Origin of the sequence: Neobacillus mesonae (genome assembly GCF_023715155.1) — a bacterium.
Classification (GTDB): domain Bacteria; phylum Bacillota; class Bacilli; order Bacillales; family Cytobacillaceae; genus Neobacillus; species Neobacillus mesonae_A.
Genome location: NZ_JAMBNQ010000004.1, coordinates 124740 through 140317, shown reverse-complemented (window position 1 = coordinate 140317; position 15578 = coordinate 124740). Strand labels below are relative to the sequence as shown.

Annotated in this window: 16 protein-coding genes and 1 pseudogene; 8 read left to right on the top strand and 9 right to left on the bottom strand. The window is 38.3% G+C overall.

What is annotated here, in order from left to right; genetic code table 11:
• The first annotated feature begins 86 nt into the window (after positions 1 to 86).
• From M3183_RS06420 to M3183_RS27425, 6 genes are all read left to right on the top strand, one after another.
• Positions 87 to 848 carry a hypothetical protein gene (locus tag M3183_RS06420; protein WP_251467740.1) on the top strand — a complete coding sequence of 254 codons (762 nt, stop codon included), beginning with the start codon at positions 87 to 89 and terminating at the stop codon, positions 846 to 848.
• A 160-nt stretch (positions 849 to 1008) separates the two neighbouring features.
• Positions 1009 to 2166: a M20 peptidase aminoacylase family protein gene (locus tag M3183_RS06415; protein ID WP_251467737.1), complete on the top strand. Its 1158-nt coding sequence runs from the start codon at positions 1009 to 1011 to the stop codon at positions 2164 to 2166.
• 193 nt (positions 2167 to 2359) lie between these two features.
• Complete coding sequence (locus M3183_RS06410; RefSeq protein ID WP_251467735.1) at positions 2360 to 2812, top strand: MarR family winged helix-turn-helix transcriptional regulator; 453 nt, start codon at positions 2360 to 2362, stop codon at positions 2810 to 2812.
• Between the two features lie 12 nt (positions 2813 to 2824).
• On the top strand, positions 2825 to 4552 hold the full coding sequence (locus tag M3183_RS06405; protein ID WP_251467733.1) for an ABC transporter ATP-binding protein: 1728 nt from the start codon (positions 2825 to 2827) through the stop codon (positions 4550 to 4552).
• Positions 4549 to 6417, top strand: coding sequence for an ABC transporter ATP-binding protein (locus M3183_RS06400; protein ID WP_251467731.1), 1869 nt, complete (start codon positions 4549 to 4551; stop codon positions 6415 to 6417). The genes M3183_RS06405 and M3183_RS06400 overlap by 4 nt, the downstream gene beginning before the upstream one ends.
• Positions 6418 to 6943: 526 nt before the next feature.
• Complete coding sequence (locus tag M3183_RS27425) at positions 6944 to 7216, top strand: PH domain-containing protein (protein ID WP_396953703.1); 273 nt, start codon at positions 6944 to 6946, stop codon at positions 7214 to 7216.
• A 259-nt stretch (positions 7217 to 7475) separates the two neighbouring features.
• Here the strand turns inward: M3183_RS27425 and xerS are convergent, their stop codons facing one another.
• The 7 genes and pseudogenes from xerS to M3183_RS06365 form a co-directional block, all read right to left on the bottom strand.
• Entirely contained in the window at positions 7476 to 8558 is a 1083-nt protein-coding gene (gene xerS / locus M3183_RS06395; RefSeq protein ID WP_251467729.1) for a tyrosine recombinase XerS, read from the bottom strand.
• A 236-nt stretch (positions 8559 to 8794) separates the two neighbouring features.
• Positions 8795 to 8983: pseudogene (locus M3183_RS06390) on the bottom strand (NAD(P)H:quinone oxidoreductase, type IV); the annotation flags it as partial.
• An 8-nt stretch (positions 8984 to 8991) separates the two neighbouring features.
• On the bottom strand, positions 8992 to 9987 hold the full coding sequence (locus M3183_RS06385; protein WP_251467727.1) for a DUF3231 family protein: 996 nt from the start codon (positions 9985 to 9987) through the stop codon (positions 8992 to 8994).
• Positions 9988 to 10189: 202 nt separating this feature from the next.
• Entirely contained in the window at positions 10190 to 10540 is a 351-nt protein-coding gene (locus M3183_RS06380; protein ID WP_251467724.1) for a hypothetical protein, read from the bottom strand.
• Positions 10541 to 10725: 185 nt separating this feature from the next.
• On the bottom strand, positions 10726 to 11733 hold the full coding sequence (locus tag M3183_RS06375) for an LLM class flavin-dependent oxidoreductase (protein ID WP_251467722.1): 1008 nt from the start codon (positions 11731 to 11733) through the stop codon (positions 10726 to 10728).
• Positions 11724 to 12026: a DUF3219 family protein gene (locus tag M3183_RS06370; RefSeq protein ID WP_251467720.1), complete on the bottom strand. Its 303-nt coding sequence runs from the start codon at positions 12024 to 12026 to the stop codon at positions 11724 to 11726. Before M3183_RS06370 ends, M3183_RS06375 begins: the two co-directional genes overlap by 10 nt.
• Positions 12027 to 12127: 101 nt before the next feature.
• Positions 12128 to 12997 carry an SDR family oxidoreductase gene (locus M3183_RS06365; protein WP_251467862.1) on the bottom strand — a complete coding sequence of 290 codons (870 nt, stop codon included), beginning with the start codon at positions 12995 to 12997 and terminating at the stop codon, positions 12128 to 12130.
• Between the two features lie 249 nt (positions 12998 to 13246).
• Here M3183_RS06365 and M3183_RS06360 point away from each other — a divergent pair, with 249 nt between their 5' ends.
• Positions 13247 to 14065: a purine-nucleoside phosphorylase gene (locus M3183_RS06360; protein ID WP_251467718.1), complete on the top strand. Its 819-nt coding sequence runs from the start codon at positions 13247 to 13249 to the stop codon at positions 14063 to 14065.
• Between the two features lie 126 nt (positions 14066 to 14191).
• Here M3183_RS06360 and M3183_RS06355 read toward each other — a convergent pair whose 3' ends face one another.
• Together M3183_RS06355 and M3183_RS06350 are read right to left on the bottom strand one after the other, a co-directional pair.
• Positions 14192 to 14689 (bottom strand): aminodeoxychorismate lyase, encoded by a 498-nt coding sequence (locus tag M3183_RS06355; protein ID WP_251467716.1) that lies wholly within the window; start codon positions 14687 to 14689, stop codon positions 14192 to 14194.
• A complete protein-coding gene (locus tag M3183_RS06350) occupies positions 14679 to 15059 on the bottom strand; it encodes a hypothetical protein (RefSeq protein ID WP_251467714.1) in 381 nt (126 codons plus the stop codon). The genes M3183_RS06355 and M3183_RS06350 overlap by 11 nt, the downstream gene beginning before the upstream one ends.
• Before the next feature lie 208 nt (positions 15060 to 15267).
• Between M3183_RS06350 and M3183_RS06345 the strand changes: the two genes are divergently transcribed.
• The gene (locus M3183_RS06345; protein ID WP_251467711.1) at positions 15268 to 15573 is read left to right on the top strand and encodes a ferritin family protein; all 306 of its coding nucleotides are present in this window, start codon (positions 15268 to 15270) and stop codon (positions 15571 to 15573) included.
• Positions 15574 to 15578 lie beyond the last annotated feature (5 nt).

Here is a 15578-nt window from a genome sequence, read left to right as displayed (position 1 = left end):
GACTCTCTGAAATTTAGAGAGTCCCTTTTTCATCTTTTTTCCAAAATTGGGCATACTAGCATGTATCGACTTTTTGGGGAGGAATCATGATGAAAAAGGAAACATTTTTAGCGTTTGTCAGCCTTTTCCTATTAACTATGACAACTGTTGTGTATGCAGTTGAAGAAAAAGCGAAATCCGTTACCATTTCTGAACAAAAAGCGGATATTACGGGAGATGGGAAACTAGAAACAATCCTTTTAAAAGGAGTACCCTATCAGGATGAAGAATCGTTTTTAAAGGAAATTTATATTGAAGTAGCTGCATCCAATGGGAAAAAATACAGTATTCCATTGGAAAGCGGGGCAAAAGCATCTTTACAATTAGTTGACTTAAACCGTGATGGCGTCAAGGATCTATTTGCCAATGTGCAAACGGGAGGAAGCGGAGCTATTGTCCTTAGCTTTTTACATTCACTAAAGGGGTTTGTTCACACTGATTTAACCGTTCCTGATCCAGTTGAAATGGAAAGTCATTTTTTAGATGGCTATAAAGCTGAAATCAAAATAAAGAAAACGGGAAAAACCTATCAATTCGACCTAAAAGACAGGAAACTTTATTATAAAAAATTAGGACTTTACTACAAAGGAAAATTAAATGAACCAACCGAGCTTATGGTGAATTCTTATTCTAGTTTGAAACCTGTTGAACTTTCAGATGGGAAACTCGGTCTGAAGGGTGTACAAAGAATAGCTGGGATTGCCAATGCTGATACGATTGCCTTTATTGAGTCAACATGGTCCTATCAACAAGGAAAATGGAATTTAGTGAATGTTAAAGTGAAAGAGTCAGAAAACGAGTCTTTATGAACAAACACAGGACAATTCCTGTGTTTGTTTTTTTTTTGAAAATGTTAACCAATGTATTATTGATAAAAATAGTATAGAATTATTATCATAGACTGGTCTTACGGCAAAGGCTAATATTATCAGAATGAATTCACTAATGAATGTTTTAGAAAGAGGGGAAATGAAAGTGAAAGAAACAGATAAACAAGAAGTATTATTTTCAAAATTAGTTGCTTATCGCCGTGAACTGCATGAAAACCCTGAGTTATCATTTAAAGAATTTGAGACAACGAAAAGAATCCGCCAGTGGCTGAAAGAAGAAGGAATTACGATTCTTGATTACCCATTGGAAGTCGGCGTTATCGCAGAAGTTTCTGGTGCAAAACCTGGTCCTACCATTGCCTTAAGGGCGGATATTGATGCATTGCCAATAAAAGAAGAAACGAATCTTCCATTTGCATCTAAAAATGATGGGGTGATGCATGCGTGCGGTCATGATTTTCATACAGCCTCCATTTTAGGTTCAGCGATATTATTACAAGAACGTAAATCTGAACTAAACGGTACAGTCAGAATTATCTTCCAGCCTGCAGAAGAAGTTGCTCAAGGTGCAGTTGCTATTGATAAGGCAGGAGTACTAGAGGGAGTTGAAGCTATTTTTGGCATGCACAATAAGCCTGATCTTCCAGTTGGTACCATTGGAGTACGTGAAGGCTCTTTAATGGCAAGCGTGGACCGTTTTGAAATTGATGTTATCGGTGTAGGGGGTCATGCTGGAATTCCAAACAATAGTGTTGATCCAATTGTTGCTGCGAGCCAGATTGTCTCTGCTTTACAAACAATTGTAAGCCGGAATATCAGCTCATTTCATAATGCTGTTATTAGTGTGACTAGAATCCAAGGCGGTAACACATGGAATGTTATTCCCGAAAAAGTACAACTTGAAGGGACCGTCCGTACATTTCAAAATGAAGCCCGCGAGCTGATTCCCGAGCTGATGAAAAGAACCTCAGAAGGAGTTGCCAGCGGATTTGGAGCAAAAGCAGATTTCAGATGGTATCCTTATCTTCCAGTCGTTGTGAATCATGCTCCATTCTCTCAAATTATGAAAGAAACGGCAGAGGAACTCGGGTACACGGTAGTTGAAGCGTCTCCAAGTCCTGCCGGCGAAGATTTCGCTTTTTATCAAACGAAAATACCTGGCTTTTTTGTTTGGATGGGTGTTGATGGACCACAAGAATGGCATCATCCTGCCTTTATGCTGAAAGAGGAGGCCTTACCTATTGCAGCAAATTATTTTGCCGATTTATCTATTAAAGTATTAAATCAATGGAAATAAAATAATCACAGCGAAATAATAAAACCCTATTGCAGCGTTAGAATCAAAAGATTCTAGCGCTTTTTTTTGCAACATATAGATTCTGCTATAAGCAATGTTTGAAAAATTGACGGAAATTTGTGCGGAGAATATAATTAGGCATACAAATAAATAAGATACCTAATTATTCAGTTACTAAACAAAAGAGGTGAAAATGTTGGCTGATTTAGAGAGCGCCACTGCCCAGAAACTTCTTCATGCATTTATGCAATTCCGGAAAACCGGAAGGCGCGTCATTCGCATTGCGGGTTACAATCCCAGTGAATTTAAAGTGCTGGCAGCCATTGAACACGGGGCCAACGAAAAAAATACAGAAATGAAAATATCGGAAATCAGCCAGGTATTAAAAGTAACTCCACCGACGGTTACACAAATCGTTAATATCCTTGAAAAGGATGGTTTGGTGGAACGAACAATCGATCCCAAAGACCGCCGGGCTGTAAAAATTAAGTTAACCTCAGCAGGTATGGAAGCCGCTCAAAAGGCGAGATCTGCCTTCACTGAAACATTCCTAGGATTAATTGACGATCTTGGAGAAGAAGAAAGTGAACAATTAGCCGGATTGTTAACGAAAGTGCATGATTATTTTCAGAAATTAAATCGTTAATGGGGGGATATGATGAAAAAATTGTTGCATTTTTTAAAGCCATTTCGACTGCCGATTTATTTGGTCCTAATTTTAATCCTTCTCCAGTCCTTGGCAGAACTATACCTGCCGACCCTAATGTCTGATATCGTGGATAAAGGTGTGGTTACAGGTGATACCGATTATATTTGGAAAATCGGCGGGTTCATGCTCCTTGTTGCAGCTGGAGGGATGATTTGCTCTATTACCGCTAGTTATTTTTCAGCACGGGCTGCATCAGGTTTTGGGAAATCACTTCGGAGCAAAGTTTTTTCCCATGTGGGTAATTTTTCATTGAATGAATTTGATCAATTTGGCACAGCCTCCTTAATTACCAGAACAACGAACGATATCACCCAAGTCCAGCAGGTGTTCATCATGATGCTGCGGATGATGGTTATGGCACCAATGATGTGTATAGGCGGTATCATTATGGCGTTATCAAAAGACACAAAATTAACGCTGGTCCTTGCAGTGGCCATTCCGGTATTAATTATAATCATCTTAATCGTACAAAAAAGAGCCATTCCGCTTTTTAAAGCCATGCAGGTAAAACTCGATAAACTTAATCGTGTCTTGAGGGAAAATTTAATGGGAATTCGTGTAATTCGTTCATTTAACCGGATAGAACATGAAAAAAAGCGGTTTGATGAAGCAAACTGGGATTTAACACAGACTGCTATTAAGGTAAATAAAATTATGGCTGCCATGATGCCGACGATGATGGTGATTCTTAACCTTACAACGGTCTCTATTATTTGGTTTGGAGGAATCCGCATCAGTAATGGACATATGGAAGTAGGAGACATGATGGCGTTTATTCAGTATGCCATGCAAATTATGTTTTCTTTCCTAATGCTTGCCATGATGTTTGTTATGATTCCCAGGGCTTCGGTATCAGCCGGAAGGATTGTAGAGGTTCTAGAAACAACTGCAGATATTCAAAACCCGGGTGATCCGATCAAGCCAGTAGATCAGCTTGGACAGGTAGAATTCCAGAATGTAAGTTTTAGTTATCCCGGTGCTGAAATGCCCGCAATTTCCAATATTTCATTTAAAATGAATCCCGGAGAGGTAACCGCCATTATCGGTGGAACCGGATCAGGGAAATCCACGCTTATCAATTTGATTCCACGCTTTTACGATGTTGAAAAAGGCAAAATACTAGTGAGTGGAACAGATGTTCGAGAGATGACACAAGAAAGCTTACGTCAAAAAATTGGTTTTGTACCCCAGCAGGCCATTCTATTTACTGGAACGATTGATGAAAACATCCGCTACGGCAAAAAAGATGCATCAGAGGATGAAGTGAAACATGCGGCTGAAGTTGCCCAAGCAGCTGAATTCATATCCGAAATGCCAGAGGGATACAATACCATTATTGCTCAAGGGGGAACAAATGTTTCCGGTGGTCAAAAACAGCGCCTCTCTATTGCTCGTGCACTTGTGAGAAGACCAGAAATCTATATATTTGATGATAGTTTTTCCGCATTGGATTTTAAAACGGATGCGAAACTAAGAGCGGCATTAAAAGAAGAAACCGGAAATTCTACTGTATTAATTGTGGCCCAGCGTGTCAGTACAATCATGGATGCCGACCAAATAATTGTCCTTGATGACGGCAATATTGCCGGGACAGGAACTCACAAACAATTGATGGAAACATGCAGGGTTTATCGTGAAATAGTCATGTCACAGCTGTCCGAGGAGGAAATTGTATGAGTAAACATGGAAAAAATGAACCTCAACATGGCAGACGTGGCTTTGGACCTCATGGCATGGGTATGCCTGTGCAAAAAGCAAAGGATTTTAAAGGCACGCTGAAGCGGCTAATCACCTATTTGAAACCCTATAAAGGACAGCTATTGGCTGTTTTTATCACAGCAGTGATCAGTACTGTTTTTTCCATTGTCAGTCCAAAAATCATGGGGAAGGCGACAACAAAACTATTTGAGGGCCTTATGATGAAATTAAAAGGGGTTCCCGGCGCCAAAATCGACTTTGAGTATATCGGTCACATCATTCTGCTGTTAATCGGTCTTTATCTTTTAAGTGCTGTATTTGCCTATATACAGCAATATATCATGGCTGGTGTGGCCCAAAAGACAGTTTATCATCTCCGAAAAGAAGTGGAAGAAAAGTTAAACCGGCTCCCGCTCAAATATTTTGATGCCCGGACACACGGAGAAATCCTAAGCAGAGCCGTGAACGATGTAGATAATATCAGTACGACGTTACAGCAAAGTCTGACGCAATTGATTACCTCTATTGTCACTTTAATCGGTGTCATTGTGATGATGCTGTCCATTAGTCCATTAATGACCTTAATCGTGGTTGTCACATTGCCGCTTAGTTTTATTGCGACCGCAAGTATTGCAAAAAAATCACAAGGATTTTTTAAAGGACAGCAAAAAAACTTAGGTCAGCTGAATGGCCACGTAGAGGAAATGTACACGGGGCATAAAATTATCAAAGTATTTGGCCGTGAAAGGAATTCGGTGGAGGAATTCGAAAAAATTAATGAACAATTATACCGCTCCGGCTGGAAGGCACAATTTGTTTCTGGTATGATCATGCCTATCATGTCTTTTATCAACAATATTGGTTATGTACTTGTATCAGTGGCCGGGGGTATTTTGGTCACCAAAAAAGCAATTGAAATTGGTGACATCCAGGCCTTTATTCAATACGCTAAACAATTTTCCCAGCCGATTACGCAAACGGCACAAATCACTAACATCATACAATCGACGATTGCCAGTGCAGAGCGGGTATTTGAAATTTTGGATGAAGAGGAAGAAATTCCGGAAGCCGCTTCACCACAGGTAATGAATAAGCCAAAAGGTGAAGTTGAATTTGAACATGTTTCTTTCGGTTATAAGAAAGATGATTACCTAATAGAAGACATGAATATTTCGGTGAAACCGGGGCAAAAGATTGCCATTGTCGGACCGACTGGCGCCGGAAAAACTACACTTATTAATTTATTAATGCGTTTCTATGAAATTAATTCCGGCAGGATTTTAATTGACGGCATTGATACGAGAGAGATGAAGAGAGCGGATTTACGTGGTTTGTTTGGTATGGTGCTGCAGGATACATGGCTATTTAATAGTACCATCCGTGACAACATTGCTTATGGAAGAGAGGGAGCGACAGAAGGAGAAATTGAAGCAGCAGCGCAGGCGGCGAATGCCGATCACTTTATCCGCACACTTCCTGAAGGCTATGACACGGTTCTAAATGAGGAAGCTTCTAACATCTCACAAGGACAGAAACAGCTATTAACCATTGCAAGGGCAATATTAGCCAACCCGCCTATGCTCATATTAGATGAAGCAACCAGCAGCGTGGATACACGAACAGAAGTTCAGATACAAAAGGCGATGGACCATTTAATGGAGGGAAGAACAAGCTTTATCATCGCCCATCGTTTATCCACCATCCGGGATGCGGATCTTATTCTTGTCATGAATCATGGAAAAATCATCGAAAAAGGCAGTCATGATGAACTGCTGGAACATGGCAGATTCTATGCAGATTTGTATAATAGCCAGTTTACCAGCGGGATGAAAAATGTTGGATAGTTTATGTGCGCGGGGGAGTAAAACTTTGCTTCGTCAGAGTACGCATGATTAGATTTTGGTTGTATTTAATGTGCATTCAAGTTACGCAACTATCTAGCTAATTGGACGCTCAATGCGTAGTAAAGTACGCAAAATTAAATTATTGGATAGTTAATGGGTAAGGAGTATGCTGAAATCTGTAAATTAAACGACTTTCAACACGTAGTTCACTACGTATACTGTAAGATTATTTACTCATTGCTTAGGAAGCATTAGGCTTTCTAAGCTTTTTTATTAAATAAAATTAGAGGAGCGATTAGAAATTTTTTGGGTTTCTAAAACTTTTTTGACCATACATTCGTACATAAAATAAGGGAAGAGCAGAGGAGTTGAAAAAATGCGCTTTTATTCTAAAAAAGGACTTTTTACTGGAATAATAGTATGGGGAACAGTTGCTTTTTTTGATTATTTCGTTTCTATTTCTACCAGACGGGCCAGAAGGGAGGGGGGAGACCATTTTGGCAGCCATAATTTGTGACTTACTAGTATATTCATCCTTTGGCTTTGGTTTGCTGCATATTACGAGATAAATGATAATCAATTACTAATTGTTGCTGGACCAATTAAAAAGAAGATTGAGATCAAGGAGATTAAGAGTATAAGACCTAGCAGGAGCATATTGTCAAGTCCGGCATTGTCGATGAAAAGATTAGAAATTCTTTATGGAAAATGGGGAATGGTCTTGATATATCCTAAGAATCAGGAGAACTTTTGCAAAAATTTACTGAAAATAAATCCGATGATCGATGTGAATATGTGAAAGAAAACTTGATTAGTGATCAAGTGATCAAATGAGAAGTTATCAATAAATTAAAGTGGTTTATCCGCGAATTTGAAGTATATATCAGCGAATTTTGTGGTTTTAACCGCGAATCCAAAAAAAATTGTTCTGTCTCACTATTTTAAGTATACTTTGAGATTGAGACAAAATGTAATTTTAAAAAATAATAATATTATGTAAACTGATAAAAACTTAAAAAAGAGATGAAGAAACAACTGCCAATCATAACTCGCAGCTGTTATTGTTCCTTCGGCATATCCATTTTATCAACAGCAATCTTTAAATCATCATTACGAATATGCGTGTAAATCATGGTTGTCTGGATCGATGAATGACCTAACTGCCTGCGTAATTTCGGCACATCGTTAATTTCAGCATGATATCTGGTTGCGAATGAATGCCTTAATTTATGTACTGATAAAGCCGGTTTCCCAAATGCTGCAGCATATTTTTCTACCATTTTTTCAACGGATCTTGCTGTTAATCGTCTTGATTTTCCTTTAGGACCCATTGGTGCAGCTACAAATAATGCTTTCATATTCTTATCAACCTGATATTTAGCATTCCGGACAGCTAAGTATTCCTTAAGATCATCCATGGCGATCTGGCTGAAAAAAACAAATTGTTCTTTATTGCCTTTACGAATAACCCTGGCACAATACTTACTAAAATCAATATCCTCCAGATCAAGACCAATCAGCTCTGATAAACGCAGTCCCGATCCTAATATTAATGAAATAATGGCTGTATCACGTTCTTTGTTTAATTGATAAAAGTTCAAGATTTTCTTGTTTTCTTTGTTTAATTCGCCATAATCACGCGCTACAAACAAGCGGAACTGTTCATATTCATCACCAAGGAGAATTTTGCCTTCCATTTTATTTGCCCGTGTTTCCATTGATTCTTTCAATTCATTAAATTCGATTTTTGCCATTACATTTCGGTTGATATATGGCTCTAAATCTGGTGTTTCAGCAATGTTCTGCAGGTAGTTAAACAATGATTTTAAAGCAGATAACTTGCGGTTGACCGTTAATTCCTTATTATTTAATTCATAATGAAGGAAATTTAAAAATCCTTCCAATTCAAGCACCGTCAAGGTTTCCAAACGTTCTAACGGAATATCTTTCATACTGCCGGACCATAACTGTTCCGTAATCATCCAGTTAAAAAAGATTTTGTAGTCGTGACAATAATTAAATAATGAAGCGGTTGAGAGTTTGCGAAGCTTGTGATTAATATATTCCTCAACATACCATGGAAGCTCATGTAATAATGTTTGCAGTTTTTTAAAATTTTCTTGTTTTGCCGGATTTACCATAATAACACCTCACTACTATATTTTACCTTATGGGCATTATTACGTCAAATTTATATTTTACGTAATAATGTTTTTCGTTAAATCCTTTATATGTTTATAGGGTCAATCTAGCCATTTTAAAAAATTCGAATGAAATTACACCTCTTCCTTCCACTATTCTGAACACCCTAATTTAAAGGATTGTTTAAATTAAATGAGTCATCAGAAAATGTCCTAATGACTCATTTAAAACATGATTATTGATCAGCTTTTTTTAACCATTCTGTAACTGTTATGGTACGCTTCGCTTGATGTTTTACAGTTACTTGAACATTTCAATCATTTTTCCGTCTTGATCAACGGTAACACTTGTTCCATATGGGTTTCCTCCAGAACTGATGTTACCGGTCAATATATCCTGGAGCAGCTACAATAGCACCCCAATTTTACCTGTTTAATTTTGGTTTTTATCTACCATCTGAGGCGGTTCTTCCATCCACCCATTTTTAATCATTATTTTTGCTCCTTTATGGGCATATTCAAAAATATCTTTCATAAAAACAGACATTTTTGCTGGTAAGTCATTTCTTAAACTAAAAGCAGTCCCTAATGAGTTGCCGCCCATAGAAAAACTACAAAAGAGGCTCGTGCAATACATCATCAATTTATCTGAAAATGGAGGTACTGTTGAACGGGTTATATTTCCTCCTGCTGGCTCAGAAGATGGTAAATCGCTCCGTAAAAACGTCTCGCTTAATTCCTTTATAATAGATTTAGCGAGTTCTGCCCCTTCATGAAAAAACTTTTTTACTTCAATTTTATCTGCGCATTGGGCAAAACCTGAAATTGCGTGCATACCAATAAAATTTGATTCAATTGCATGATGCATATGGGCAGCTTCGACCGTATTTAATGCCCGCTTTTCATTAAATGGATTTAAACCTCCTAAATAACTTTTATCTTTAATAAACTCAACCGTTTTGGGCATTGATACATATGGAGGCCGAACAAGTATCCCTTTTTCAAGCAAATACTGTGTACATAGATTGTAATAGTTTTGCGTCATCGCAGTTAGTTCTTTAAAAAATACCACAATATCTTCGCGGTAAGTCATGGTTATATTTAACGAATGCAATCCCATACTGATTTCTTTTATCAAACGGATGAACATGATGTCAAAACCATTATCATATAATTTCGGAACATCTTTGTTTACATCCTGAGAAGTAAACCCTGCTGGTATTACCGCCCCTTCATTTTGAAAAATTTCAGTTATCCTGCCTATATAAAGGTCGGTTTCCCTGTATAAATTTGTCATGATCTCTTTGGCTTTCTCATCATCTGCTTTTTCAATAAAATATTCTAATATTCGTAAGAGCATTGTTTTCTCTTGATATGTAATCCATAACGTGCCTAGTTCGCTTGAGGTAATTGCTGGTTTTTCTGGCATAAAGGTTCCTCCCTAAAAATTTCTAAGTATAGGTTGAACCTAAATTGGCAGAATAATTCAGATTTTATCATGTTAAATTTTCCACTGAACGTTTGAGTTACAAATATACGTACCGCATTTGCTAGTCATTCTGTTAAAATAAAAAAACTGATCTCTCTTAATGAAAAAATCAGTTTTAATAATGTATTTTTGTATATAAAAATTAAAATTCTAATACCGCTGCCATTTCGTTAAAAGCAGTAATAACATCTTGATAAGCTGATTCAATCGCTTTAAAGTCCAAATCTGCTTCAAAATTAATACGGGCTTCGTCAAACTCATTGTCAAAAAGATCTAGCTTTTGTTGGAAGTCCTGAACATTTTCTTCCTGCTGAATCCTTGAATCCATATAGGTATAGATGGTAAAGGAATGTCTGTTCGCAGAAAATTTCTCGTAAAGATCAAAGCGCTCTTTACCCTTCTTTTTAGCACGACGCTTCAATTCGTTCATACTTTTTAATATATTTTCACCTTGCTGTTTCATTAACTCTAACTGTTGCTTATTTGCTTCCATACTTATTGCGACCTTTCCTATCTGAATTACTTTAATATTATATCATAAAATATAATAAGAAGATTCTACAAAAGCAGCTATCTTCAACCTGCTTAATTACTATCTTTAAATTTCAACCCCTTTTGATAAAGAAAATGTAAAAATAAAGATCCCAGATGCAGTTTTGGGTTCTTGACTAAAAAATATTATGATTTATATTTTAAAAGCTCATCAGCAATCAACCGATAAGACTGAATTTTGTCTTGAGGATTATGGGTTATGGTCACAATCATCATTTCATCCGCCTGGTATTTGGCTTGTAATTCTTTAATTCTTTCACAAACTACTTGTGGATTGCCAATGATCATGTTCTGTTTCATTTTTTGCAAGTCTTCTTGTTCTTTTTCTGTCAGTTCGTATTTTTTTGCCTCTTTGACAGATGGAACCCCATTTATCCCCTGGCCTTTTCCTCTTTGAATCGACCAGATGAGCGGACTTAACGCGAGTTCCTCTGCTCTTTCATTGGTTTCCGCACATATCGCCGAAACCGTTACAATCACTTCCGGTTTTTGCCCTTGTTTTCTTGGCTTAAATGCTTCCTTATATTGTTGGATGATAGCTGTTCCGTCTGAATCACTCATAAACAAGCCAAAGGCAAAGGAAATTCCGTATTCTGCTGCCAGCATTGCACTCTTCTTTCCTGTGCCGAGAAGCCATGGGACAGGCGGCGTTGGAGGTATGGGTGCTGCAGATAATTTAGCATATGGGTTTTCAGAAGGAAAATCATCATCCAAAAAATGAACAAGATCCCTGACTTTTTCCGGCATGCTCCATACATTTTGTAAAAAATGATCGGACAATGCATTGGTTGCTTCAGTTGTACCTCCGGGTGCACGGCCGATTCCCAAATCAATCCGTCCCGGGAACAATGTACTGAGCAGGTTAAATACTTCCGCCACTTTATAGGGCTTATAATGCGGGAGCAAAACAGCTCCAGACCCAATTCGAATGTTCTTTGTATTGGCGCCGATATAGCTTAACATGACTTCCGGTGCAGGACAGGCAAGCCCTGGGAGGTTATGATGTTCTGCAATCCAAAATCGGGAATAGCCCAATTTTTCCCCAGCCTGCGCCAGTTTCATTGCAGCTGACAATGCATCATGCGGCGTTTGATTCGTAGAAATAGGAGCCTGATCTAAAATGCTTAATCGCATGAGGTTCTCCCTTCTTTGACTTCCAGAAGGACTACGGTGTATTCTCCCACCTCTCCCGCATTATACAAATTCGTGATCGACGTATAATACTGCTGAATGGCTGCTTTAAAACGCAAATCCTTTTCAGGCACTTTTATATCAAAAGTACCTTCATACAACAAGGTAGCTATATCATGATAGTCTTCACTCGTTACGTTAAACGTAATAGATATCTTATGTAAACCATTCACCTTTTCTTCAAAAAACTGCTCAATTTTAATAGGTGTGCTGTTTAATATGACTTCTTTGACCACTTTATCATCTCCTTGTATTGAAAAATGATAGCACCTAATAAGCAGGGAGTAAACAAAAAACGACCTGCACTAATTAAGTGGAAGCCGTTTTTTAAAGTAGATTAGTTTTGAGAAAGTTCTTTCACAATTTGAGTTAATGCCTCATGGACTGGAGTTGCCGGACGGCCTAGAAGTTTTTCAAAATCGTTGCTTTCAACCTCTAAAGCACCATCTTTTATTCCTCTTTGAACATTCACTAGAAATGGAATAATGAATTCAGGCACACCTGCAGCTTTCATGTTTTCAGCATATCCATTGTCATCCACCTGCTGCACCAAAACTTCTTTTCCAAGAACAGTGCCGATCGCCGTTGCCAATTCTTCATGAGTAAGAAGTTTACCGGAAAGTTCATAAATTTTATTTTCATGACCTTCACCTGTTAAAACCGAAGCAGCTGCTTCTGCATAATCCTGCTTTAATGCCCAGCCCGCTCTGCCAGAACCAGCAGCAGTCACTATAGGAGCACCAGCCATCGCCCCTTGAATGCTTCCAATTTCATTTTCTAAATACCAGTTGTTACGTAAGAAGCAGTATGGGATGCCGGTGTTTAAAATGGCCTCCTCTGCTGCCTGGTGCGGTGGTGCGAGGAACATCGTACTTTCTTTTGCATTTGCCAGGCTCGTATAGGCAATAAATTTTACTTGAGCCCGTTCGGCTGCAGCCACTGCATCAGTATGCTGGCGTATTCTTGTTTCATTGTCACCATCTGCTGAAATGATTAATAAGCGGTCAACACCGGCAAAGGCTTTATCCAATGTCTCCGGCACGTCAAAATCACCATGCCGGACATCTACACCGAGTGCTTTTAACCACTCTGCTTTCTCCGGTTTTCTTACACTGACAGCAAGGTCACTTGCTGGAACAGTTTCCAATAATTTTTTGACGACCATCGTGCCAAACTTTCCAGTTGCTCCGGTTACTAGTAGCTTCATCATTTATTCCTCCAATAGTTGTAATCAATATCATTACCTGTAACTATAATAATTACAACATAAACATTTTGTCAACATATTTATATTTCCCTAACAAGTTTACACAAACTAAAACCTTCTGTATTGAATGGAAAGCATACAGCGTCTTAATTGAACTATCTGCTTTTTATCATTTATGCTAATATAGAATAGCTTTCAAATCCCATCAGCAAATTAAGTTTAACCAAGTTTTTAAGGAGGAACATTGTCATGCATCAAGTACAAACTATTTTAGAAGCAAAAAATTACATAGTAAGTAAAACCAATGCAAATCCAATGATTGGATTGGTCCTAGGTTCTGGACTGGGTTCGCTTGCGGATGATATCGAAAACCCGGTTACAATCCCTTACAGTGACATCCCCCACTTTGCAAAATCAGGGGCTGTTGGCCATGCAAATGAGATGGTAATTGGGGAATTAAAGGGAAAGACCGTTGTGGCGATGAAAGGGCGTTTTCATTATTATGAAGGATTTTCTTTGGATGAGGTAACATTTCCTGTCAGAGTCCTAAAAGCACTCGGTGTGGAAACATTAATCCTGACCAATGCTTGCGGTGCGGTTAATACCAGCTTTCAGCCTGGTGATTTAATGTTAATTACCGATCATATTAATTTGGTTGGGACAAATCCTCTAACTGGACCCAATAATTCTGAACTTGGAACCAGGTTTCCAGACTCATCACAAATTTACAATCTTGAACTAAGAAATTTAGCCTTGGAAACGGCAAAAGAGCAAAATATGACCCTGCAGCAAGGGGTCTACGCATGGTGGAGCGGACCAGCCTATGAAACACCGGCAGAAATACGTATGATTCGTACACTTGGAGCCGATGCCGTTGGAATGTCAACCGTTCCAGAAGCAATGGTTGCCATTCATAGCAGCATGAAAGTTCTAGGTATATCCTGTTTGACCAATATGGCATCAGGGATATTGGACCAGCCTTTAAGTCATAATGAGGTCATTGATGTGGCAGGAAGAGTCCGTTCCAAATTTATTGAATTAGTTAAAGGGGTACTTGAAAAAATCTAAAGCGTCAGTCCCTCCCCCTCTAAGCACATCTTGTGCCCTGTGATGATTGTCAATGTCAGCTTCGTTAGCGGCAAGTATATAAAAAGACACTTTCTCAATTGAAAGTGTCTTTACACTGTTAGGTGATTATTTAAAGATAGTCGCAATAACTTGGTCTGTCGTCATATCACTGTCCACTACAAAAGTACCTGGACGTAACTTGTTTTCAACCTTTTTCTTCTCAACGGTTTGTGAGAATTGAAAGGCGCTTCCTTTAATAATTTTACCTTTTACGAGCATTTTACCAACGTCGATACTTGTCATCCCTTGAGAAACACCAATGACCGCTCTGTAAACGACTTTTTTACCATTTGCATCATTTGCTGAAGCCTTTTGTCCCTCTGCTTTGGCTGCTGCAATATTCTTATCATAATCCGCTTTTGTTTCGACAACAAAGCCAGATGCGGCCAGCTTTTCTTTCATTTCAGCTTCTGAAAGCTCAGTCTTTACAGTCGTTTGCTTTTCCGCCGGCTTCACTGCAGTTTTCGAAGAGCTCCCATTGTCGCTGAAAATATAAACAGCGCCGCTAATCGCCGTGGCAATCAGTAATCCTGCAGCAAAACTGTTCAATCTGTTAGTTTTCATGTACAACCTTGCTCCTTTCATCCTTTGATGCCAGATGTGGAGTAAGCAATTGTTCAATTTCACTTACAGAAACTTGTTTTTTCTCTGCAATACTTTCAATAGAGTATTTACGTTTATACAAATCTAGTATTTCACGCATGAAAAGTTTTTCATCAGCAGAAAGCTGTACCCCTGCTTCCTTTGCAACCACTTCCATGTCAAGCTCCATATTGCGAATGTCCCCTTGAAGGTCGTTGATTTCCTTCATCAATGACATATGAACCATATCAATTTCACTATGTTCTTTTTTAGAGTTCTTCTGATTTCCAACCATTGAAATAATCAGCAGCAAAACAGAAACACCAAATAATATCGCTAAAGTCAATTCCATTACATACATTCACTCCTTCACAAGAAAAGATTGCCACAAGTTATTATTATACATCCCAATTCGATATTTTTCGATTAATATTTACGAAATACATCAAAAGTCGCAGAAATTTAACAATTCAAGTCTCCATTCCATATAAATTTACATATTTGGCAGGATAATTGTTCATTCTAATCTTGAAACAAGCAGTTATGAAAGGAGACTTTTTATGCAAAATCAACAAATGAATCAAGTATCAATGCAAAGCCCGCCCCCTGCTATTACAGCAAAAGATCTGCAATACCTAAAAGATGCACTATCCTGGGAACTGTTAGCTTTTAAAAAGTTTCATTTTCTTTCCCAACAAGCGACCAACCCGTCTATTAAACAGGCTCTAAATAAGGCAGGCAAGATGCATCAAGATCATTATCAAAGACTGCTGTCCCATCTTCAAGTGAACAACAATACTGTTTTAGCCGGCATGCAATCCATGCAGCAGAATATGACGCAAAACCAGCAGCAGAATTTACAGTAATGAAT